Origin of the sequence: Pseudomyxococcus flavus (genome assembly GCF_050038885.1) — a bacterium.
GTDB classification, from domain to species: Bacteria; Myxococcota; Myxococcia; order Myxococcales; family Myxococcaceae; genus Myxococcus; species Myxococcus flavus.
Window position 1 is genome coordinate 283,391 of sequence record NZ_CP143624.1, and the last position, 21,716, is coordinate 305,106.

Annotated in this window: 15 protein-coding genes, 1 tRNA gene and 1 pseudogene; 13 read left to right on the forward strand and 4 right to left on the reverse strand. The window is 69.5% G+C overall.

Going from position 1 to position 21,716, the window contains the following annotated elements:
- Positions 1-3: 3 nt before the first annotated feature.
- Together VZL07_RS01050 and VZL07_RS01055 are read right to left on the reverse strand one after the other, a co-directional pair.
- Positions 4-1,401 (reverse strand): hemolysin family protein, encoded by a 1,398-nt coding sequence (locus tag VZL07_RS01050; RefSeq protein ID WP_426753441.1) that lies wholly within the window; start codon positions 1,399-1,401, stop codon positions 4-6.
- 3 nt (positions 1,402-1,404) lie between these two features.
- The gene (locus VZL07_RS01055) at positions 1,405-2,220 is read right to left on the reverse strand and encodes a tetratricopeptide repeat protein (RefSeq protein WP_426753442.1); all 816 of its coding nucleotides are present in this window, start codon (positions 2,218-2,220) and stop codon (positions 1,405-1,407) included.
- 62 nt (positions 2,221-2,282) lie between these two features.
- Here VZL07_RS01055 and VZL07_RS01060 point away from each other — a divergent pair, with 62 nt between their 5' ends.
- Positions 2,283-3,500: a CapA family protein gene (locus VZL07_RS01060; protein ID WP_426753443.1), complete on the forward strand. Its 1,218-nt coding sequence runs from the start codon at positions 2,283-2,285 to the stop codon at positions 3,498-3,500.
- 8 nt (positions 3,501-3,508) lie between these two features.
- On the opposite strand, the gene VZL07_RS01065 is transcribed toward VZL07_RS01060, so the two are convergent.
- Positions 3,509-3,631 (reverse strand): hypothetical protein, encoded by a 123-nt coding sequence (locus VZL07_RS01065; protein WP_002637587.1) that lies wholly within the window; start codon positions 3,629-3,631, stop codon positions 3,509-3,511.
- Between the two features lie 154 nt (positions 3,632-3,785).
- On the opposite strand from VZL07_RS01065, the gene prfA reads away from it, so the two are divergent.
- The 4 genes from prfA (at position 3,786) to VZL07_RS01085 (ending at position 7,563) form a co-directional block, all read left to right on the forward strand.
- Positions 3,786-4,874 (forward strand): peptide chain release factor 1, encoded by a 1,089-nt coding sequence (gene prfA / locus VZL07_RS01070; protein WP_426753444.1) that lies wholly within the window; start codon positions 3,786-3,788, stop codon positions 4,872-4,874.
- Positions 4,871-5,752, forward strand: coding sequence for a peptide chain release factor N(5)-glutamine methyltransferase (gene prmC, locus VZL07_RS01075; RefSeq protein ID WP_426753445.1), 882 nt, complete (start codon positions 4,871-4,873; stop codon positions 5,750-5,752). The genes prfA and prmC overlap by 4 nt, the downstream gene beginning before the upstream one ends.
- Before the next feature lie 13 nt (positions 5,753-5,765).
- Positions 5,766-7,028, forward strand: a complete 1,263-nt coding sequence (gene murA / locus VZL07_RS01080) for a UDP-N-acetylglucosamine 1-carboxyvinyltransferase (RefSeq protein ID WP_426753446.1) — start codon at positions 5,766-5,768, stop codon at positions 7,026-7,028.
- A 145-nt stretch (positions 7,029-7,173) separates the two neighbouring features.
- Entirely contained in the window at positions 7,174-7,563 is a 390-nt protein-coding gene (locus tag VZL07_RS01085; RefSeq protein WP_426753447.1) for a zf-TFIIB domain-containing protein, read from the forward strand.
- A gap of 51 nt (positions 7,564-7,614) precedes the next feature.
- Here the strand turns inward: VZL07_RS01085 and VZL07_RS01090 are convergent, their stop codons facing one another.
- Positions 7,615-8,454 (reverse strand): NADase-type glycan-binding domain-containing protein, encoded by an 840-nt coding sequence (locus tag VZL07_RS01090; RefSeq protein ID WP_426753448.1) that lies wholly within the window; start codon positions 8,452-8,454, stop codon positions 7,615-7,617.
- Between the two features lie 157 nt (positions 8,455-8,611).
- Between VZL07_RS01090 and VZL07_RS01095 the strand changes: the two genes are divergently transcribed.
- From VZL07_RS01095 to VZL07_RS01130, 8 genes and pseudogenes are all read left to right on the forward strand, one after another.
- A complete protein-coding gene (locus tag VZL07_RS01095; protein ID WP_426753449.1) occupies positions 8,612-10,906 on the forward strand; it encodes an ABC transporter substrate-binding protein in 2,295 nt (764 codons plus the stop codon).
- Between the two features lie 59 nt (positions 10,907-10,965).
- Positions 10,966-11,038 (forward strand) — tRNA-Gly (locus VZL07_RS01100).
- Between the two features lie 1,126 nt (positions 11,039-12,164).
- A pseudogene (locus tag VZL07_RS01105) lies at positions 12,165-12,992 on the forward strand (discoidin domain-containing protein); the annotation flags it as partial.
- Complete coding sequence (locus VZL07_RS01110) at positions 12,975-14,240, forward strand: discoidin domain-containing protein (RefSeq protein ID WP_426757214.1); 1,266 nt, start codon at positions 12,975-12,977, stop codon at positions 14,238-14,240. The pseudogene VZL07_RS01105 and the gene VZL07_RS01110, both read left to right, overlap by 18 nt.
- Positions 14,241-14,599: 359 nt before the next feature.
- Positions 14,600-15,562, forward strand: coding sequence for an alpha/beta fold hydrolase (locus tag VZL07_RS01115; RefSeq protein WP_426753450.1), 963 nt, complete (start codon positions 14,600-14,602; stop codon positions 15,560-15,562).
- A 793-nt stretch (positions 15,563-16,355) separates the two neighbouring features.
- Entirely contained in the window at positions 16,356-17,063 is a 708-nt protein-coding gene (locus VZL07_RS01120; protein ID WP_426753451.1) for a hypothetical protein, read from the forward strand.
- 373 nt (positions 17,064-17,436) lie between these two features.
- Positions 17,437-17,571 carry a hypothetical protein gene (locus VZL07_RS01125; protein WP_426753452.1) on the forward strand — a complete coding sequence of 45 codons (135 nt, stop codon included), beginning with the start codon at positions 17,437-17,439 and terminating at the stop codon, positions 17,569-17,571.
- A gap of 434 nt (positions 17,572-18,005) precedes the next feature.
- On the forward strand, positions 18,006-21,392 hold the full coding sequence (locus VZL07_RS01130) for a DUF4082 domain-containing protein (RefSeq protein ID WP_426753453.1): 3,387 nt from the start codon (positions 18,006-18,008) through the stop codon (positions 21,390-21,392).
- Positions 21,393-21,716 lie beyond the last annotated feature (324 nt).

Below are 21,716 nucleotides of genomic sequence, written 5' to 3' on the forward strand. Positions count from 1 at the left end.
CGCCTACAGTGACTCGCCAGACGCCCCGGGAGGCATCTCCCCCGAGGAGCCGGCCCCACCGCCGTCCGCCATGGCGCGCGGCGTGTTCCGCGCCTGGGGCTCCACCGTGACGCGCACCACCCGCGGTCCTTCCACCTCGTCCACGACGATGCGCCACATGTCGAGCCGCAGCGAGTCCCCCTTCACGGGCACCCGCCCCAGCCTCGTCATCAGGTAGCCGGCGATGGTCGTCACCTCGCCCTCTTCGTCCTCGTCGAGGTCGAAGTTGACGTCCAGGCGCTCCTCCAGGTCGTCCAGCTGCGCGGTGCCCGGCAGCTCGAAGCGGCCGCCCGGCAGCGCGCGGACCTCGTCCATGCGCCGGCCGAGCTCCGCGACGTCGCCCACGACCTCGGCCACCACGTCCGCGATCGTCACCAGCCCGGACGTACCACCGTGCTCGTCCACCACCAGCGCCGTCTGCCGGCGACGGCGACGGAACTCCGCCAGCAGCTGCTCCAGCGTCGCCCCTTCCGGGATGAAGAGCACCGGCCGCTGCACCTGCGCCAGGCTGCGCAGCTCGCCGCGCGACAGCAGGAAGAAGAGGTCCTTCGCGTTGACCAGGCCCTCGACCTCGTCGAGGTTGCCCCGGCACACCGGCAGCCACGTGTGGCCCGCCGCGCGCGCGTCCGCGATGCACTTCTCCAGCGGCTCCTCCACGTCCAGGAACCGCACCTGGTTGCGCGGCACCATCACCTGCCGCGCCGTCTTCTGCGCCATCTCCAGCGCGCGCTCGAGCAACTCCGCGCGCGCCGTCGTGATGGCCCCCGCCTGCGCGGAGCTGTGGAGGATGACGAGCAGCTCGTCCTCGCTGTGCGCCTCGTGCGCCTCCCCCACCGCCTGGAGGCCGAAGATGCGCAGCACCCACGCCGCCAGCCCGTTGAGCAGGACGATGGCCGGGTAGAACAGGAGGTAGAACACCCGCATGGGCAACGCCACCGCGAGCGTCGTGTCCTCCGGACGCTGAATCGCCAGGCTCTTGGGCGCCAGCTCGCCGAGCACGATGTGCAGGAAGGTGATGATGCTGAAGGCAATCACCACCGCCGCGGAGTGGGCCACCGTGGTGGCGGCGCCCTCGGGCACCAGGCCCACCAGCACCGGCTCCAACAGCCGCGCGAAGGCGGGCTCACCCAGCCACCCCAACCCCAGCGACGCCAGGGTGATGCCGAACTGCGTGGCGGAGAGGTACGCGTCCAGCTTCTCCACCATCTTCATCGCCGCGGGAGCGCCCGGCGCGCCTTCGTCCACCAGCGCCTGGAGCCGCGTGGCGCGAATCTTCACGATGGCGAACTCGGTCGCCACGAAGAAGCCGTTGGCGAATACGAGGAGAATCGCCAGCCCGAGGAACAACCACTCGTTGCCCATGGCTCAGAACAAGGCTTCGAAGTCCGGGTCACCCTTGAGGGCGTCGAACATGGGGTCCGTGGCCAGCCACCCCATGACCTTCGGACGGTCCGCCGTGAGCGACTTCTGCAGGTACTGCACGGCGTCCTTGGGACGCCCCCAGAGCGCGAACAGGGCGGACAGGTTGTAGTTGAGCAGCAGGTCTTCCGGATTCAGCGCCCGCGCCCGCTCGTAGGCGCGCTCCGCCTCCGCGTAGAAGCCCTTCTGCGCGTAGCAGATGCCCAGGTCCAGCTGCGCCTCGAAGTTGTCCGGCTCCAGGCGCACCACTTCCTTCAGCTGGGTGATGGCGGAGCGGTAGTCGCCCTCGTCCATCATCAGCGCGGCCAGCTCGTGGCGGGGGAAGGCGTCCTGGGGGTCCAGCTCGATGGCCGTCTGGAGCTCCCGCATCGCCTCCTCCACCCGGCCCTGGTCGGCGTAGGTGAGGCCCAGGTTGAGGTGGGCGTCCGGATACTCCGGGTCCAGCTCGATGGCCTCCTTGTACTCCTCCACGGCCATCTCCCCCGCGTGGGTGGAGAGGAAGCAGGCCAGGTTGTAGTGCGCCGTGGCGCTCTCCGGCTCCAGCTTCAGCGCGGTGAGGTACTCGGAGAGGGCGTCCCGGAAGAGCTTCTTCTCCGCGTAGACGGTCGCCAGGTTGTCGTGGGCGTGCGCGGAGTTCGGGTCGAGGTCGATGGCCTTCTTGAACTCCTTGATGGCCTCATCGAGCCAACCCCGGTCCGCCAGCTCGATTCCACGAGTATTGTGCTCGTCGGAGAGAGCGATGTTGTCCTTTTCGCGGGCCATGAGCGCGCGGGCAATCTACGCGCCGCGCTCCAAGAGGTGCAAGGTAGAGTTTCCCCCCGCCCATGCGCCACGCCGCCCTGCTGCTGCTGCTGTTGTCCGCCTGTCACCCCCGCGCCATCCCCCCGCCCGCGCCGCCCCCGGCGGAGGAGCCCTCCCGACAGTCCCCCGCCCCCGGGGAGGCGGGCCTTCCTCCCGGCCCTCCCTCCGAGGCGCCGGACGCCGGGCCCCCCGCCCATCCCCTCTCCATCATCGTGGGCGGCGACGTGACGCTGGGCCACAACTACCAGACGCACTACGACGCCGAAGCGGCCAGGGGCCGTCCCAGGGAGGCCCTGCTGGCCTACGGCTTCCAGGAGGTGAAGCCCCTGACGGACGCGGCCGACCTCTTCGTCGTCAACCTGGAGTGCCCCTTCACCGAGCGCGGCGAGAAGCTGCCCAAGAACTTCAACTTCCGCGCGAAGCCGGAGCTGGTGGGCATCCTCACCGCCGGCGGCGTGGATGTGGTCAGCCTGGCCAACAACCACCTGATGGACTACGGCGCCCAGGGCCTGCTCGACACGCTGGACACCCTGGACGCGGCGCGCATCCCCTACTTCGGGGCGGGCCGGAACCTGGCGGAGGCCCGCCGCCCCGCCATCGTCAGCGTGGGTGGCCAGCGGGTGGCGCTCCTGGGCTACTTCTTCCTGGGCACGCGCAACATCGAGCCGCCCCAGGTCTACGCCACGGAGACTACCCCTGGGGTCGCCGGCCACTTCTCCGACGTGGAGGTCATGGAGCGGATGCTGCGCGAGGACATCGCCGCGGCCCGGGCCCAGGCGGACATCGTCCTGCCCTACTTCCACTGGGGTCGCGAGGGCACCTACACGCCAGAGCCCTACCAGCTCCGGCTGGCCCACGCCGCCATCGACGCGGGCGCCTCAGGTGTGCTCGGCGCCCACCCCCACGTGCTCCAGGCCATGGAGCTGTACCAGGGGCGGCCCGTCGTCTACTCGCTGGGGAACTTCGTCTTCGGGGGGAACTGGAACCCTCGCGACAAGCGCGGCGCCCTGTGGAAGGGCCACTTCGGGCCCGACGGCGCCTACCTGTCCAGCGAGATTCTGCCTTTGAGGACCGACCGCTTCCCGGAGCTGCCCTTCCAGCCAGTGCCCGTCACGGGTGAGGAAGCGGAGGCGGTGCTGCGGCTGTTGGCGGAGTCTTCAGAAGGCGTGGAGCGGATGCTGCCCGAGCTGGAGCCCTGGGCCCGTCCGCCTCCCTCCCCCGAAGCCCGAGGGAGGGAGTAGCGCACGCGCTAGACCTTGTTGTTGGACTGGCCCTTCTTGGCGCGATTGCGGCGGCGCTTCAGCTGGGCCTTCCGGCCCTTGGCGCGGTTGGCGACCTTCTTCTTGGAACGATTTCCCTTCTGGGCGGGCATGTGGAAGGACTCCGTGTGGTGATGTGAAAAACGACCGCAGAGCGCGGTGAGGGCGGCCTTTTTTCATGCTCCCGCCCAAGCGTCCAAGGATTTTCTTGACTCTGCCCGCCCTTGCCAGAGGGCCGGCAAAGGGGCAATACCCCCCGGAACGACGATGATTGACAAACTCGAAGACGTCGAGCGCCGGTTCGAACGCCTGACCGCCGACCTGTCGAACCCCGACGTGCTCGCCGACTCGGCGAGGCTCCAGAAGGTGTCCAAGGAGCGCGCGGCCCTGGAAAAGCTGGTCGAGGCCTTCCGCACCTACCGGAAGGTGCTCGCCGACCTCGACGAGGTGGAGACCTGGCTCGGCAACGGTGACGCCGACGAGAAGGCCTTCGCCCGCGAGGCCCTGCCCGGCCTGAAGCAGCAGCGCGAGGACCTGGAGGCCCAGCTCAAGATTCTCCTCCTGCCCAAGGACCCGAACGACGACAAGAACGTCATCCTGGAAATCCGGGCTGGCGCGGGCGGCGACGAGGCGGCCCTCTTCGCGGAGGAGGTCATGCAGATGTACCTCCGCTACGCGGACCGCCGGGGCTGGAAGGCGGAAATCCTGGACATGAGCCCGGGCAACGCGGGCGGCGTGAAGGACGCCACGGTGACGCTGTCGGGCGACGCCGTCTTCAGCAGCATGAAGTACGAGTCCGGCGTGCACCGCGTGCAGCGCGTACCGGCCACGGAGACGCAGGGCCGCATCCACACGTCCACGATCACGGTGTCGGTGATGCCGGAGGCGGAGGACGTGGACGTGCACATCAACCCGGCGGACATCGAGATGCAGGTGATGCGCTCGACGGGCTCGGGCGGACAGAGCGTCAACACCACGGACTCCGCGGTGCGCCTCATCCATCACCCCACGGGCATCGTGGTGAAGTGCCAGCAGGAGAAGAGCCAGCTGAAGAACCGCACCATGGCCATGCGCATGCTGCGGGCGAAGCTCTACGAAATCGAGCAGGAGCGCATCCGCAACGAGCGCGACTCCGCCCGCCGCGCCCAGGTGGGCACCGGCGACCGCAGCGAGAAGATCCGCACCTACAACTTCCCGCAGGACCGGCTGACGGACCACCGCATCGGCCTCACGGTGCACAACCTGCCGGGCGTCATGGCCGGTGACGTGGAAGAGGTCATCACCGCCTGCCGGACCTTCTACCAGGCCGAAGCGCTCAAGGCGCAGACGGCCGGCGGCCCGAAGCCCTCCGCATGAGCAGCGAGCCCTGGACCATCCGCAGGGTCCTCGCCTGGACGACGCAGCACTTCGAGAAGCGGCAGGTGGATGCCCCGCGGCTCACCGCGGAAATCCTCCTGTCGCACGTGCTGAAGCTCAGCCGCGTCCGGCTGTACGTGGACCTGGACCGCCCCCTCTCCAAGGACGAGCTGGGCGCCTACCGTGGCCTCATCGAGCGGCGCATGGCCGGCGAGCCCACGCAGTACCTGACGGGGATGCGGGAGTTCTACAACCGCCCCTTCAAGGTGGACGCCCGGGTGCTGATTCCGCGGCCGGAGACGGAGCTCCTCGTCGAGGCGGCGCTGCGCGCGCTCCCCAGGGACGCGCCGGGCCGCGCGCTGGACGTGTGCACGGGCTCGGGCTGCATCGCCATCAGCCTCGCGGCCGAGCGGCCCCAGGCCACCGTCATCGCCACCGACCTGTCGCCGGACGCGTGTGCCCTGGCGCGGGAGAACGCCGAGGCCCTGGGCGTGGCGGACCGGGTGACGGTGCTGCAGGGCGACCTCTTCGCCCCGGTGCCGGCCGACGCGCGCTTCCAGGTGGTGGTGTCCAACCCGCCGTACATCGCCTCCGGGGACATCCCCGGCCTGTCCGCCGAGGTGCGCCGCGAGCCGAAGCTGGCGCTCGACGGCGGACCGGACGGCCTGGTGGCGGTGCGGCGCGTGGTCACGGGCGCGCGCCAGTGGCTGGAGCCTGGCGGCCTCCTTGCAATGGAGATTGGTGAGGACCAGGGCCCCGCCGTCCTGGAGCTCCTGCGGGCCGCGGGATACGCGGACGCCAGAGTGGAGAAGGACCTGGAGCGGCGGGAACGAATGGCTTTTGGGACACAGCCCGTGGCCAGCGGGCCACAGGGCTGAGACGCAGGGAACCATGGACAAGATCGTCATCAAGGGCGGCCAGCCGCTGCACGGAGAAGTGCAGGCCTCGGGCGCGAAGAACGCGGCACTGCCCATCCTCGCCTCGGCGCTGCTGGCGGATGGCACCTCCACCTACCGCAACGTGCCGGACCTGGCGGACGTCGCCACCATGCTCAAGGTGCTGCGCACCATGGGCTGCGACGCCGAGCGCCACGCCGAGAAGCCGGACGTGTGCCATGTGGGCGTCAACGGCCACATCACCCCGGAGGCGCCGTACGACCTGGTGAAGACGATGCGCGCCAGCGTGCTGGTGCTGGGTCCGCTGGTGGCCCGCTTCGGGCGGGCGCGCGTGTCCATGCCGGGCGGCTGCGCCATCGGCGCCCGGCCCATCGACCAGCACCTCAAGGGCCTGAAGGCGCTGGGCGCGGACATCCACCTGACGGAAGGCTACGTGGAAGCCACCGCGAAGCAGCTCAAGGGCGGCACCGTCAACTTCGACGTCATCACCGTCACCGGCACGGAGAACGTGATGATGGCGGCGGTGCTGGCCAAGGGCCGCACGGTGATGGAGAACTGCGCCCGCGAGCCCGAGGTCGAGGAGCTGGCCAAGGTGCTCAACAAGATGGGCGCGCGCATCGAGGGCGCGGGCACGTCCATCATCACCATCGAGGGCGTGGACAGGCTGATGCCGGTGGAGCACGCCATCCTCCCCGACCGCATCGAGGCCGGCACCCTGCTGGTGGCGGCGGCCATCTCCGGCGGCAACGTGCTGGTGAAGCACGTGGTGCCCGAGCACCTGGACGCGGTGGTGGAGAAGCTGCGCGAGGCCGGGTGCACGATTTCCGCCGAGGGCGGCGGCCTGCGCTGCAAGGCCCCGGACCGGCTCAACGCGGTGAACATCACCACCACGGAGCATCCGGGGTTCCCCACGGACATGCAGGCCCAGCTGATGGCGCTCATGTCGGTCAGTCAGGGGACGTCCGTCATCAGCGAAAACATCTTCGAGAACCGCTTCATGCACGTGCCCGAGCTGCACCGCCTGGGCGCGGACATCACCATCCAGGGGCACACGGCGGTGGTGAAGGGCGTGAAGAGCCTGAGCGGCGCGCCCGTCATGGCAACGGACCTGAGGGCGAGTGCGTCCCTCATCCTCGCGGGGCTCCGAGCGGAGGGGCGCACCGACGTCAGCCGCGTCTATCACCTGGACCGGGGCTACGAGCGCCTGGAGCGCAAGCTGCGCGGCCTGGGCGCGGACATCCGCCGCGAGAAGGCGTAGGCCGAAGGGGCCGGGGGGCGACGAGACGGCGCGTTGCCAACAGAAGCTGCAAGGCGGGTTGCATCCGAATTTTCGCGCGACCTATCATTCTCCAATCGACTGGGGAGAACACCACTCCCCCCCAACAGGAGAATGGAACCGGCCCATGGATTGCCCCAGCTGCAACGTCGAGATGTCCGATCTCGAGGGGGATGATCAGACGTTGCGAAAGTGTGGAGAGTGCGGCGGGCTGTGGATTGACGTCGCGGACCTCAACCGGGTCCTGCTCCACAACAACCTCCCCGGGCTGGAGAGCCAGGGCGGCAAGGTGGATGCGGAGGCGCTGACCGGTCAGTGCCCCGAGTGCCAGGTCGACCTCGTCCGAGTGGACGGTGGGGACCGTCAGCACCCGCTCCACTACGACACCTGCGAGTCCTGCGGCGGCATCTTCCTGGAATCCGAGTTCCGAGACGCCACGGACGTGAAGGTTGCCGTCGAGGAGATCATCGAGTTCTTCCGCCACTTCGGCGGCAAGCGGAAGATGGCCGCCCTGTAGGCGGACCGCCGCGGCCCGGGAAGCCCGGCGGGCGGCGGCCAGCCCGTCTCCTCAGCGCTGGCTGCGGAACTCGCGTCCCCAGGCCTCGCCCACGGGACCCTCGAACTCGAGTGACGCGTCCGGCGCGCGTGTGCCCTCTGTGTCTCCCTTCGGGAAGCGCACCGTCACCCGTCCGTGTGGCGGCACCTCCAGGGACAGCTTGTCCCCGGACAGCGTGTACGCGCCGCTGACGGTGGAGGACACCTCTCCCTCCAGGGGCTCCTCGGTGAAGCTGTAGGTTCCGTCCAGGTAGAACGACAGGAACCGGTGCGGCGCGCCCTTCAGGCCGCCGAACCAGGTGCCCAACAGCGGCGCGAGCCGGGCGTTGTAGCGCAGCTTCGGCGCCAGCCAGGTGCCGTTGAGGGCCTTGCCCCCCGAGTAGAAGATGATGTCGGTGACGCACACCGGCGCGTCGTCCTTCGCGCCCTGGAAGCGCTCGGACACTTCCAGGGTGAAGCGGGCACCCCGCAGTGCGGGCTTGAGCGGCACCGCCTGGAGCCCACGCTTGTCCTCCACGCTGACGCTGCGGGCCTCCTTCACCCCGGTGATGGTGAGCTTGCGCGCGCGCGCGCGGGCCTTGAACGCGGCCCGGTCCGTCCCGTCCCCCGTGTAGACGCGCACCTCGTCCACGGTGACGATTTCCTTGAAGCCGAAAGTGAAGGAGGCGGGCGCATCACCGCCGACGCACCAGGCGGTGGTGTCGCGGCCATCGAGCACATTGAGCGGCCCGTAGCGCTCGGGCTGGCTGGTGCGCTCGAGCCAGTCGGCGGTCTGGACGTAGCCGGGAGGGACGTTGGGGGCGGCGTGAGCCGTGGTGGCAAGCAGGAAGGGAGCGAGGAGCAGGCGTCGCATACGCTCCCATCTTTGATCGCCTCGCACACAGTGCTCCAGTCCAGGGATACATGGAGAGGCCGGGGCGCCGCGGATGAAAGCACCCGCGCGGGTGTTGGGGTGCTTGACACGCCATGGCCTACGGGAAGGATGACGGCCTGTTCTGGAGGAGACCGTGATGAGACGTTGGGGGTGGGTCTGTGTGCTGGGGCTGATGCTGGCCGCCTGCAAGGAAGACAAGGCGCCGGAAGCTCCGGATGCGGGCCCGGTGGAGACCGGACCATCCGCCCTCACGGAGCAGGAGCCCAACGAAAGGCCCGACCAGGCGCTCGACCTCACCCGCAACAGCACGGTGAGCGCGGAGCTGACCGCGCAGCCGAACAAGGCGGATGAAGACTGGTACCGGCTGGCGCCCTCCTCGCCCCGAATCGTCGAGGTCACCGTCTCCGGCCTGCCAGGGGGCGACATCACCTTCGAGGTGTACGACCGCGACCGCAACCGACTGGTGGGCGTCAACAGCGAGGGCGCGGGCAAGCCGGAGCGCTTCCCCAACCTCTATGTCGATGGTGAGCGATTCATCCGCGTGGTGCCCGCGCGCAAGGGCGTGGGCGGGGCGTACACGCTCGACGTCCGAATGCGCGTGCCCGAGGACGGCGAGGAGCGCGAGCCGAATGACCGGGCCGTGGACGCGGTGAACCTGCCGCTGGGTCAGACAGTGACGGCCTTCCTGGGCCACGCCGGCGACGAGGACTGGTACCGCATCGAGCTGCCCGACCCGACGCAGGCCATGAGCGGAGAAGGTGCCGCGCCCTCCGGCAACGGGGATGGCAGCGCCCCATCCGCGCCGCAGGGGCTGGGGGCGCCCGGCGCCAACGGCTCGCCCGAGGACGGCACCGGCGGGTTCCCCGGCCCGCAGCAAGGAGCGGGCGGCCCCGACTCGCAGCATGGGCTGGGCAACACCGGGGCCGGAAACTTCAACGGGCAGCCGGCGATGGGCAACACCGGAACCGGAAGCCCCGACGGCCAGCAGGGCATGGGCCGCACCGGGCCAGGAAGCCTCAGCGGCTCGCACGGCTTGGGCAGCGCCGGGGCCGGGAGCCTGAACGGACAGCAGGGCGCGGGCACCACCGGGGTCGGAGGGCCCGACTCGCAGCACGGCCTGGGCAACACCGGGGCCGGGAGCCTCGCGGGCCAGGGGGACCCTGGCGAATGGCGCGAGGGGATGGACGGACAGGAGGGTCGCTCGCCCAGCGGGGAGGGAGCGGCTGTCTTCGGACGCGAGGAGGCCCCACCCTCCCCCACCGTGGAAGGCACCTTCGCGGGCAGCGAGCCACCGCCCACGGGCGGCGAAGTCGTGGGCGCGGCCATCGCGCGAGCGCTGGCGCTGGACGCCGGCACGCCGCCGGTGCCCCCCGAGCCGCCCTCGGTGGCGCTGAAAATCGAGCTGACCGGCGTGGACGGCGTCCGGCCCGAGCTGTCCGTGCTGTCCGCCGCGGAGGCACCGCTGTTCTCCCTGCGCGGCAAGGAGGGCGAGACGCTGTCCCTGCGCAACATCGGCGTGCGCGCCAATGACCGGGTCGTCTACGTCGTGGTGAAGACGAGCTGGGTGGGGACGGGCAAGGACGCCCGCCGCACCTTCAACGCCACCATGCCCTACACGCTCACCGTGTCGCAGGAGGAGGCGGGCGCCAGCGCGGAGCTGGAGCCGAACGACGAGCTCCACAAGGCCACGCCGGTGACGGCCGGGGGCTACCGGGAGGGCTTCCTGGCCCCCAGGGGCGACGTGGACCACTTCGTGCTGAAGACGTCCGAGCCGGTGCTGGCGAAGGTCGAGCTGGCCGGCGTGGAGCGGCTGGACCTGGTGCTCTCCATGGTGGAGCCCCCGGAGGAGGACGCGGGCAAGGAGAAGGTGCTGCTGCGCGCCAACGACGGCGCCATCAAGGAGCCCGAGCGCCTCAACAACGTGGCCTGCAACGGCGCCTGCTACTTCCGCGTGGAGGGCGCGTCGCGCAAGGTGGACGGCAAGTGGGTGAAGGACTTCGAGAACGCCGAACAGCCCTACCGCATCACCATCACCACCGTGCCGGACAACGGCAGCGAGGAGCGTGAGCCCAACAACAGCGTGGACCGGGCGCAGGACCTGACGCTCGGGCAGCCGGTGCGAGGCACGGTGTATCCGGTAAAGGACACCGACTACTTCCGCCTGGACCTGTCGGACCGGCCGGTGCGCACGCCCATCCGGGCGACGCTCCTGGGCATCCTGAAGGTCGACGTGGGGCTGTACCTGCACCGCGTCCAGCCGGACGGGAAGCTGTCGCTCGTGCAGACGGCGGACCGGGCCAAGGGAGACCAGGCGGAGAGCATCCGCTACAGCGCCGAGCCGGGCGTCTACGTCTTCGAGGTCCGCGACGCACGCAACCGCGAGTCCAACTTCCAGGACTCCTACCAGCTCACCGTCGAGGAGTCCGAGTAGCCCGCCACTTCCCGTTGACAAGCCACGGGGCGGCCCGTACTTTGCGCCCTGCTTCGCCTGCGGTGGTAGCTCAGCTGGTAGAGCACGAGCTTCCCAAGCTCGGGGTCGCCGGTTCGAACCCGGTCCGCCGCTCACTCACAAAGGCCGGTAGCTCTCGAGGAAACTCGGGGCTACCGGCCTTCGTGTTTCAGGGCCTCGGGACGTCTTGCAGCAAGGCTGCGGCAAACGGCGAGAAGCCCGTCCCCCCGCGCCCCTCCCCCGGCTCGCGCCCGCTGCACCTCCGGCGGCTGCTGCCAGGAGGCGGGAGCGAAGAACAGCTTGTTGAGTTCCTGGCGCAGGTAGGCCGGGTCCATATGGGCGTAGCGCCGCATGGTGAGGTTCGGGTCCGAGTGCCGCAGGACGCTCGCCACGACCACCGGGCTCGCTCCGGACTGGACGGGCAACGAGGCGCAGGTGCCACACTGGTGGTGGAAGCGCAGCCGGATTCGGCTTCGTCTTGAGGCGCATGGCGCAGTGGGGGCAGCGCTTCGCCTCGGCCTCATCTGATTCTTCCTGATATCCCGCCTTGCGGCGGATGAGCTTCCAGTCACTGACGATGCCAGCCCGCCCCAGGGCCCGCTGGAGAGACCAGGCCCTGGTGCTTCAGCATCTCGAGTCCCCCCGCCTGCATCAGCCTGTCTCCACTCCTCGCACAGGCGAATACGTCGAAGGCGGAGCTCCTCCTCTGCAGTTCTGCCCGGTCCACTCGCGGCCTCCTCTCCCACTTCGGCTCCTTCCTCACCGCTTCCTGGGGCGCCACCCTCGCCTCCTCCCCTCCTGCCTGGGGGAAGGCGCTGTCGAATCACCGCCGCGGCGGGAAGGGGTTGAGATTGGAGGGCGCATCCGCAGCAGTGGTGAGAATTTCCAACGAGACTGAGAGGGATTGCTGCTCGCCTGTCTGCAAGGCGGGATGGCAAGGCTGGCTCGATATCAATTGAGGAAATGGCAATGGGAATTCCCTATCAGGTGAAAGGGTATTCGCGCCCGCAACACCGCTGTTGAGTCGTAAGCACCGCCGGTCCTGACGGAAGCGAGACGCCCAGCGCGGGGCGTGGGTCGCTGACGGGGCGCGGACCTGCGGTTTGGAAGCCAACGCGCCGCTGGGGGATCGCGGCGCGCCGGTCCGGCACTGTCCGCCCGGTGGGTCGTGGCTCCTGGTGGTCTCACTTGAGGTATCAACTTGAATCCACACCACAGGACCTCATCCCGGGGGGGATGGATGCACCTGCGCGAGCCCGCCCGAGTGCTCGCGCTGACTGCCCTTGCGGTCGCGACGCCCGCGCTAGCCGCCGGGGGATTCACCTCCGTCACCGCCAGTGGGGATGACGGCAACGTCCCCGCCAACGCCATCGACGGCGACCCCTCCACGCGCTGGTCCAGTGATGGCGTGGGAGAATGGCTCACCGGCGACCTGGGCGCGGTGAAATCGCTCAGCGCCGTGGACATCTCCTGGCACCGTGGCAACGAGCGCGTCAACCGCTTCGTCATCTCCACCTCCACGGACGGTACGAACTTCACGCAGGTGCACTCCGGCAGCTCGTCCGGAAACACGGTCGCGCCGGAGCGCTACACGTTCTCCCCGGTGAACGCACGCTACGTGCGCATCACCGTGAACGGCAGCACGATGAACACCTGGGCCAGCATCGCGGAGCTGGCGGCCGTCACCGACGACTCGAACCCGCCCGCCGACATCCCCGAGCGCTTCACGTCCGTCACTGCCAGTGGGGATGACGGCAACGTCCCCGCCAACGCCATCGACGGCGACCCCGCCACGCGCTGGTCCAGCGACGGCGTGGGACAGTGGATTACCGGCGACCTGGGCACGGTGGCGCAGCTGGGCGCCGTGGACATCGGCTGGCACCGTGGCGACGAGCGCGTGAACAACTTCGTCATCTCCACCTCCACGGACGGCACGACCTTCACGCAGGTGTACTCCGGCAAGTCGTCCGGCACCACCGCCGCGCTGGAGCGCTACACGTTCTCCCCGGTGAGCGCGCGCTACGTGCGCATCACCGTGAACGGCAGCACGATGAACACCTGGGCCAGCATCGCGGAGCTGAAGCCCGGCACCGGCTCGACCCCGCCCGCCGACGCCCCCGAGCGCTTCACTTCCGCCGCCGCCAGCGGGGATGACGGCAACGTCCCCGCCAACGCCATCGACGGCGACCCCGCCACGCGCTGGTCCAGCGACGGCGTGGGACAGTGGATTACCGGCGACCTGGGCACGGTGGCGCAGCTGGGCGCCGTGGACATCGGCTGGCACCGTGGCGACGAGCGCGCCAACAACTTCCTCATCTCCACCTCCACGGATGGCACGGCCTTCACGCAGGTGTACTCCGGCAAGTCGTCCGGCACCACCGCCGCGCTGGAGCGCTACACGTTCTCCCCGGTGAGCGCGCGCTACGTGCGCATCACCGTGAACGGCAGCACGATGAACACCTGGGCCAGCATCGCGGAGATGAAGCCCGGCACCGGCTCGGCCCCGCCAACGCCCACCGACCCGCCCGGCCAGCAGGGCAAGGACAAGTTCGGCGTGACGATGCTCTACCCGACCAAGTCGGGCGGCGAGCAGTGGTTCCTCGCGGACAACGCGACGTCCGACAAGCGCTTCGACCCACAGGACACCATCACCCGCAACTCGGATGGCTCCTGGAAGATGAAGAGCAGCAAGGTGCGCATGTCCGTGTTCACCTCCACGGGCTACAGCGCGTCCAAGATTCCGACGTATGACCGCGACGTGCTGGCCAGCCGCGGCTACATGCAGGCGGCGAACGACTGGAAGAACATCGAGATGACCGGCTTCATCAAGGTCAACTCCGTGTCGGACAACTCGGACAACTTCGCGTGGTACGCGCGCGGCGGCAAGCACAACGACAACCACTCGGGGTGCGAGGGCAGCAGCTACAAGGGCTCGCTGCACTATGACGGCCGCGTGCGCTGGCAGAAGGAGTCGTGGCACGTCTCCTACGACCAGTCGTCGTACAAGTCCGGCACCTCGGCGCTGCGGGGCCGCTGGGTGGGCTTCAAGTCGGTGATGCGCAATACCAAGGTCAACGGCAAGGACGCCGTGCGCCTGGAGATGTACCTCAACGAGAACGCCGACAAGGTCACCTGGAAGAAGGTCTACGACATGGTGGACTCGGGCAGCTGGGGGGGTGACTCCAAGCATTGCGGCGGCGCCGTGAACGGCATGCCCATCACCTGGGGTGGCCCCATCGCCGTGTTCCGCTGGGACAGCGCCAGGGACGTGGACTTCAAGTGGATGTCCGTGCGCGAAATCAACCCGGAGCAGTGAGCCACTGACCGCGTGACGCCCGCCCCGGTACTCCTTTCCTGGAGTACCGGGGCGTGGCGTTTTCAGGGCATCCGATGCGCGCCATCACCGGGGTCCGGGCCCTCCCTGGATTCGCCCCGTCGACAGGGCCCCTCTCGCGTGTGCTGGCTTCGGCCCGACATGGGCATGAACGTCCAGGCCGCTACCGCGTCTTCCGGCCGCATCTGGGTGGAGGCGGAAGGCACCGACCACATCCAGGTGCAGGGGCCGCGCGTGGAAATTCCGGTGTATCGGCGAGATAGCGGCCATGTTGGGGGCAGGCCATGTGCATCCGCGCCTCGCTGCTGCCCCGTCCCGGGCAGCAGCGTATGGTGCCGCGCATGATCAGGCTCACCCTCGTCGCCGGGCTCCTCCTGGCACTCTCCTGCACCCATGGCCCCCGCGGCACGACGTCCCCCTCTGCGCTCGCGCCCGGTGAGTACGACCGGGTCCTCAACGGCGTCCGGCTCCACTACCGCATCGGAGGGCGAGGCAGCGCGGGGCGCCCCCCGCTGCTCTTCCTGCACGGAGGGCCCGGCTACAACAGCTTCAGCTTCGCGCAGCTGACGGGACGCCGCTTCGAGGACAGCGAGCGGATGGTGTACCTCGACCAGCGGGGCTGCGGAGGCTCCGAGCGCCCATGGACCCGGGACTACGCGCTGGCCACGCTGGTGGCGGACGTGGAGGCGCTGCGCCGCGCGCTGGGCGTGGAGCGCTGGGTCGTGATGGGCCACTCCTTCGGCGGCACACTCGCGCTCGAGTACGCGGCGCGCCACCCGGAGGCCGTGGCCGGGCTCATCGTGGTGGATGGTTTCTCGGACGCCCCTGGGACCTACCGCAGCTGGGCGCGCGCCCTGGAGGAGTGGCACGCGCGCACGCTGCCCCAGGGGGAGGAGGCCGGCTTCCAGCAGGTGATGACAGCGCTGCAGGGCCTGGACACGAAGGGCTTCTTCGACCGCATGCAGTGGGTGGATGCGCGCCAGCGAGAGGAGATGGAGCGCGTGGACGCGCGGAGCGGGCTGCGCAACACGGGCGAGCTGTCCGGAGCACTCTTCGGCGGCGAGCTGAAGGCCTACCGCTTCGCGAGCCATGCACGGGTGCAGGCGCCCGCCCTCGTCATCATCGGGCGGCACGACCGGGCCATCGGCCCGGAGACCTCGCGCGCGCTCGCCGAGGCGCTCCCGCACGGCACCTACCTCGAGTACGAGAACAGCGCCCACTTCCCCTACCTCGAGGAGGCGGAGCGATTCGAACAGGACGTGCGGCGCTTCCTGGCGACGCTGCGCCCGACGCAGGCGCAGTAGCCGGGCAGAGACAGGTTTCGCCCGTGCCGCCATTCCGCTTCCTCTGGGCGAGGGCCGGGTTGAGGCATCTGCGGCCATCTGCCGAAACCGCTGTGGTCCTACACAGGAACGAACACGTGTTGCCCGTGAAGGTTGCCTCGGGCGAATCAACCTCGCATGAGATTGCTTCGGCTCGACGGGCCGAATGCGTTCGGAGGCAAGCCCTCGCCGGGTCCGAGGTTGGCCGTGACCCGGTCGCTGGCAAGGTAAGTCGCGCCATGAGGCGGCGCGTCATGTGCCGGCGCGTCATGTGCCGATGTCAGACCATGCCGAACGGGCATGAGACGGCAAGGTGGGCTCAATTCCCCGGCGGCTGATGCGCCATGTCCATCCGATGCAACACGTGCATCCCCCGCGGCCAGGATGGCCGCGCCCCCTACCGACCGGAGCCAGCGCCCCCACGCGCCGGTGGGAGAATCCAGCGCGCGGAGTGCCTCCCGCGCGGAGCGAAAGCGGCCCTTGCGGCGAGGTGCCGTCAATCGCTGCAGGAAGCGCCGGAAGGAGGCCGCGGTGCGCAGGCCTCAAGGACAGCCAGATATTCAAGCGCAATTATTCAGCCTGGGGCAACCGAGGGCGCTGTGGAAGGATTGGACGGTGCAGATGCGGTGGAGGACACGGTGAATGCCACGTCGAATGGCCTGCACCACGACCACCGTGACCTGGGAGGTCCCCAGGAGACCTTCATCGCAAGGCGCAGCCGAAAGGCCACCAGCCGGTGCCCGTTTTTCGACTGCAATGGCTATGATGCGCGCCCATGAAAATCCTCAAGTGGGCACTCATGGGGCTGATGGTCGTGAACAGCGGCTGCGTCACAAGCGTCCGCGCCAGCAGCCGGGAGCACCTCAGCGCGAAGAACTCCGAAGTCGTCCTCCAGGGGACCACGGATGATGCCGCGCGTCGGCTCACCGAGCTGTTCTCCAAGCGTGGCATCCAGGTCACGGATCGCCAGGTACGTCGGGACGGCTCCACGCTGTATACGTTCAAGGGTACTCGCTCGACCCTGACGACGGTTGGGCCCGGGCCGTTCGGGACGACTGGCACCACCAACACCGTGGGCTCCGCATTCTACGCCCTCCTGATTCAGCAGGGGGAGACCACGAAGGTGGCGCTGATGGGCAACCCAACCGTCGACAACAGGAATGTGTGCAGCGACGACGCGCCGGCCTGGGTCCCCTCCTGCTCCGAGGACGTCTACGCAAACCCGAATTGGGACGGCCTCGACCAGATAACAGGCAAGGAGGAGGCGGAGACCATCCGAGGGCTGCTGGTGGAGCTGGACCTGACGCGCGGAAGCGGACCGGGCTTGATGGCCGCCAGATCCGAGTCCGAGGCCAACCAGCCCTTCGAAGCCCCGAAGCCCGCCTGTATCGCCTCGGAGCTGCCGGAGTGGAAGGAGGCGAGCTCCGTCGAGAAGAAGCAGTTGCTGGAGAAGTGCCGAGGGCCCGCGGCGGACGCGCCGTAGACCCCCGAAGCTGGCCACGCCTCGCGGTCCGCGAGCCATCGAACAAAGCGAAACCATGCCCCTGGCGCCGCCGCACGCTCGCCGGTGGCGCCAGGCAGAACAGGTCCAGGGGCTCGTAATAGAACACCCTCGGGAGACATTCCGAGGGGCCCATCAATCCCAGACAGCGCACAGGCGAGATAGAAGCCAGCTCGAGGGTGAGGACTGGACCGGAGGAGCCGAACAGGGCCAGCTCAACCGCTGCATCTACCGCCAGAAGCGCGACCGCCAGTCGCGGCAGGCCCGGAGGCAGGGGCCCGAAGAGCCCCGCGCAGCGCAGGGAGCTGGGCGCCAACATGGCGGGTCTCTCATTTGATGAGGACGGAGGCCCATCATGCGTTCAGCTCTCGGAGTGCTGTACCTGCTGGCCCTGGCGGGGGGCTCGCGGGCGGAGGCGGAAGGTGCCACTGCCATCATCTGGAAGGGCGCGAAGGCGAAGGCCGAGGCGGAGCAGCAGAAGGCCTGGTAGCCCAAAGGCGCAGCGCTCCTGGAACGTGCGAGGGTATCGGTTCCCGCAGGCGACCCGAAGCTGGTGAGTAACGACACGGTGCCCCGCCTCAACCCGGGCTCTCCGACCAGCAACGTCGCGCGCAGGGCCCTCCCGGCGACGGCCGCCACTTCGTCAGCCGTGACAAGGTCGTCAAGACAATGCGCGACACCGGCCGCGACCTGAAGGCCGAGCACAGGGAGACCGCGCGCGGCGACCTCGCCGTCAACGTGCGCGAGGTCGCCAACCTCAGCGTCGGCGTCCCAAGTGCTGAGCCTCGCCTGGCGTAAAGTTTGGATGTGGTGGCAATGATTGGTGGGCCTTCACCCCGCGTCATTGTCGACGTCAGACACTGGCACGAAGATGCCGCCAGCTTCGCCCTGTCGTCGTCGTGCCACCCCCAAGGAAAATTCCGAATGACCCCCTCGAAGTCACGACCCTCGCAGGTCTCCCCCTCCGTGCGCGCATGCGCGGTGGCGCTGCTCGCCGCCGCGTGGCTGGTGCTGCCCGCGGGTACCGCCCATGCCCAGCCGACCTTCACCCTCTGGCCCCCCACGGCCACGCCCGCCGTCCCGTCCGTGACGAATGACTTCGCGGCCGTGGAGGTGGGCGTGAAGTTCCAGTCGGACATCGCGGGCGACATCCTCGGCATCCGCTTCTACAAGGGCGCCGCCAACACGGGCGCCCATGTGGGTAGCCTGTGGAGCGCCACCGGCCAGCGCCTCGCCTTCGCCACCTTTACAGGCGAGACGGCCTCCGGCTGGCAGGAAGTGATGTTCTCCACCCCGGTGCGAATCACCCCCACGACGACGTATGTCGCCTCGTACCACGCGCCCGGCGGCGCCTATGCCTTCGACAACGGTGGCCTCATCTCGGCCGTGGACGCCCCGCCGCTCCACGCGCTTGCTGGGGCCACCAGCGGCGGCAACGGCGTCTTCTCCTATGGCCCCGCCGGCACCTTCCCCTCCAGCAGCTTCGGCAACTCCAATTACTGGGTGGACGTCGTCTTCCGCCCGGCAGAGCCCGTCACCCTCTGGCCCCCCACGGCCACGCCCGCCGTCGCGTCCGTGACGAATGACTCCCAGGCCGTGGAGCTGGGCGTGAAGTTCAAGACGAACGTCAGCGGCAACGTGCTGGGCGTGCGCTTCTACAAGGGCGCCGCCAACACGGGCACCCACGTGGGCAGCCTGTGGAGCGCCACCGGCCAGCGCCTCGCCTTCGCCACCTTTACAGGCGAGACGGCCTCCGGCTGGCAGGAGGTGACGTTCTCCTCGCCCGTCGCCATCGCCCCCGACACCACGTACATCGCCTCGTACCACGCGCCCGGCGGCAACTATGCCTTCGACAGCAGTGGCCTTGCGGGAGGCTTCGACGCGCCGCCCCTCTATGCCCTGCCCGGCATCACCAGCGGCGGCAACGGCGTCTTCACCTACGGCCCCGCTGGCTCCTTCCCCACCAACAGCTTCAACAACTCCAATTACTGGGTGGACGTCGTCTTCCAGGCCACGGGCGCGCCGCCCCCGACGCAGCCCCCCGGCAACACCTACCGCCTCTTCGCCCCCACCGCCGTGCCGGGCACCCCCACGTCCAATGACACCGCCTCCATCGAGGTGGGCGTGAAGTTCCGCGCGGACATGGACGGCCAGGTGAAGGGCGTCCGCTTCTACAAGGGCAGCGGCAACGGCGGCGTCCACGTGGGCAACCTGTGGAGCGCCACCGGCCAGCCCCTGGCCTCCGCCACCTTCACCAACGAGACGGCGGTGGGCTGGCAGGAGGTGTCCTTCGCCTCGCCCGTGCCCATCACCGCCGGCACCACGTACGTGGCGTCGTACTTCGCGCCGCTCGGTGGCTACTCGTTCGACAACGGAGGCCTCGCCAGCGGCGTGGACGCGCCCCCGCTGCACGCGCTGCCCGGCACCACCAGCGGCGGCAACGGCGTCTTCGCCTACGGCGCGCTCTCCACCTTCCCCAACAGCAGCTACCAGGACTCCAACTACTGGGTGGACGTCGTCTTCCAGCCCAACGGCCCGCCGCCCCGCCCGGGCGTCCAGGGCGCCGGCCCGGTGCTGGTGGCCACCGCCCCCGGCAACCCCTTCACCGACTACCTGCGCGAAATCCTGGAGGCGGAGGGCATCGCCGCGTTCGCCACCACCGACGCCGGCAACCTCGGCGTCTCCGTGTCGCTGGATGACTACGAGGTGCTGGTGCTCGGCGAGCAGACGCTGGGCGCGGCCCAGCTGACGCTCATCTCCAACTGGGTGAGCGCGGGCGGCAGCCTCGTCGCCCTGCGCCCGGCCGCCAACCTGGAGTCGCTGCTCGGCGTCGGTGCCTCCCAGGGCACCCTGGACGACGGCTACCTCCTGGTGGACGCCACCCAGGCCCCCGGCGCCGGCATCACCGCGGAGACCATGCAGTACCACGGCACCGCCGACCTGCGCGCTGCGGCCCCGGGCATCCGCACCGTGGCCACGCTCTACTCGGACGCGACGACGGCCACCGCGTACGCCGCCATCACCCAGCGCACGGTGGGCAGCGGCACCGCCACCGCCTTCATGTATGACGTGTCGAAGTCCGTCATCCTCACCCGCCAGGGCAACCCGGCCTGGCAGGGGCAGAACCGCGACGGCTCCTCCATCGGCCCGGGGGCGCGCGCCAACGACATGTTCTACGGCAACGCGTCCTTCGACCCGAAGCCGGACTGGGTGAACATGAGCAAGGTGCAGATTCCCCAGGCCGACGAGCAGCAGCGGCTCCTGGCCAACGTGCTGCACCAGACCAGCGCCGTTCCCCTGCCGCGCCTCTGGTACTTCCCCAGCGCCCACAAGGCCGTCGTGGTGATGACGGGTGACGGCCACCCGAGCGGCGCCACCGAGCAGCGCTGGCAGCAGTACCTCTCCGACAGCAGCGCCGGGTGCAGCGTGGACGACTGGGAGTGCATCCGCGGCACCGTCTACGACTACGTCGGCGGGCTGACCGACCCCCAGGCCGCCGCCTACGTCGCCCAGGGCTTCGAGTACGCCCTGCACGTCAACACTGGCTGCGCCGACTACACGGCCACCAACCTGGACCCGAACTTCTTCACGCCGCAGCTCGCCGCCTTCGCCAACGCCTTCCCCTCCGTCCCGGCGCCCGTCACCAACCGCACGCACTGCATCGCGTTCAGCGACTGGGCCACCCAGCCCAGGGTGTCGCGGCTGCACGGCATCCGCCTGGACACCAACTACTACTACTGGCCCGACTACTGGGTGCAGGACCGTCCGGGCCTCTTCACCGGCTCTGGCCTGGCCATGCGCTTCGCGGACGTGGATGGCACGCCCCTGGACGTCTACCAGCTCGCCACGCAGATGACGGACGAGTCCGGCCAGACCTACCCGCTGCACATCGACACGCTGCTGGCCAACGCGCTCGGCCCCAAGGGCTACTACGGCGCCTTCACCGCCAACATGCACGTGGACTCGCAGCCGTCGGCGGGCTCCACTGGCTCGGCGGCCATCATCGCCTCCGCGAAGCGCGACGGCGTGCCCGTCATCACCGCGAAGCAGCTCCTCGACTGGCTCGACGCCCGCGAGGCCACCCAGGTGTCCGACGTGGCCTTCACCGGCACTGCGCTCACCTTCACCGTGGCGACCCCCGCCCGCAACCTGTCCCTCATGGTGCCCACCCGCACCACCACGGGCCAGACGCTCGTCTCCGTCAGCCGGGGCGGCTCGCCGGTGACGACGGTGACGCGCACCATCAAGGGCGTGGACTTCGCCTTCATCGACGGCGCGCAGGCGGGCAGCTACACCGCCACCTATAACTGAGCGGCACACGCGGTTGAGTCCCGGTGCCCGACGCGGCGCGTCCGCGTCGGGTGCCTCGTCCTTGCAGCCCCCATGAAACCTGGGGGGTGGCCTCCAGGACGGATGGTGCCTTGGGCCCGCTCAGGAATCAGTTAGCCGAACCGGCCAGGGCCACGAGCGCACCTTTCGGGTGCTGCTGGAGCGGCTCGGCGCCGACGTGGCGCGCCTGGGACGGAGCACGCCCTGGCCGGAGGTACGCGCCTCCAACGCCGCGCTGACGGGCATCGCCGCGTTCGAGGTGCCGCACACGACGCTCGCGGTGTTCGGCATCATCGGAGGGCCAGC

What these genes read in the sequence shown, in the direction of transcription:
- VZL07_RS01050 (WP_426753441.1), bottom strand. Translation starts at nt 1,401, where the DNA reads ATGGGCAACGAGTGGTTGTTCCTCGGGCTGGCGATTCTCCTCGTATTC.
- VZL07_RS01055 (WP_426753442.1), bottom strand. Translation starts at nt 2,220, where the DNA reads ATGGCCCGCGAAAAGGACAACATCGCTCTCTCCGACGAGCACAATACT.
- VZL07_RS01060 (WP_426753443.1), top strand. Translation starts at nt 2,283, where the DNA reads ATGCGCCACGCCGCCCTGCTGCTGCTGCTGTTGTCCGCCTGTCACCCC.
- VZL07_RS01065 (WP_002637587.1), bottom strand. Translation starts at nt 3,631, where the DNA reads ATGCCCGCCCAGAAGGGAAATCGTTCCAAGAAGAAGGTCGCCAACCGC.
- prfA (WP_426753444.1), top strand. Translation starts at nt 3,786, where the DNA reads ATGATTGACAAACTCGAAGACGTCGAGCGCCGGTTCGAACGCCTGACC.
- prmC (WP_426753445.1), top strand. Translation starts at nt 4,871, where the DNA reads ATGAGCAGCGAGCCCTGGACCATCCGCAGGGTCCTCGCCTGGACGACG.
- murA (WP_426753446.1), top strand. Translation starts at nt 5,766, where the DNA reads ATGGACAAGATCGTCATCAAGGGCGGCCAGCCGCTGCACGGAGAAGTG.
- VZL07_RS01085 (WP_426753447.1), top strand. Translation starts at nt 7,174, where the DNA reads ATGGATTGCCCCAGCTGCAACGTCGAGATGTCCGATCTCGAGGGGGAT.
- VZL07_RS01090 (WP_426753448.1), bottom strand. Translation starts at nt 8,454, where the DNA reads ATGCGACGCCTGCTCCTCGCTCCCTTCCTGCTTGCCACCACGGCTCAC.
- VZL07_RS01095 (WP_426753449.1), top strand. Translation starts at nt 8,612, where the DNA reads ATGAGACGTTGGGGGTGGGTCTGTGTGCTGGGGCTGATGCTGGCCGCC.
- VZL07_RS01110 (WP_426757214.1), top strand. Translation starts at nt 12,975, where the DNA reads ATGAACACCTGGGCCAGCATCGCGGAGCTGAAGCCCGGCACCGGCTCG.
- VZL07_RS01115 (WP_426753450.1), top strand. Translation starts at nt 14,600, where the DNA reads ATGATCAGGCTCACCCTCGTCGCCGGGCTCCTCCTGGCACTCTCCTGC.
- VZL07_RS01120 (WP_426753451.1), top strand. Translation starts at nt 16,356, where the DNA reads ATGAAAATCCTCAAGTGGGCACTCATGGGGCTGATGGTCGTGAACAGC.
- VZL07_RS01125 (WP_426753452.1), top strand. Translation starts at nt 17,437, where the DNA reads ATGCGTTCAGCTCTCGGAGTGCTGTACCTGCTGGCCCTGGCGGGGGGC.
- VZL07_RS01130 (WP_426753453.1), top strand. Translation starts at nt 18,006, where the DNA reads ATGACCCCCTCGAAGTCACGACCCTCGCAGGTCTCCCCCTCCGTGCGC.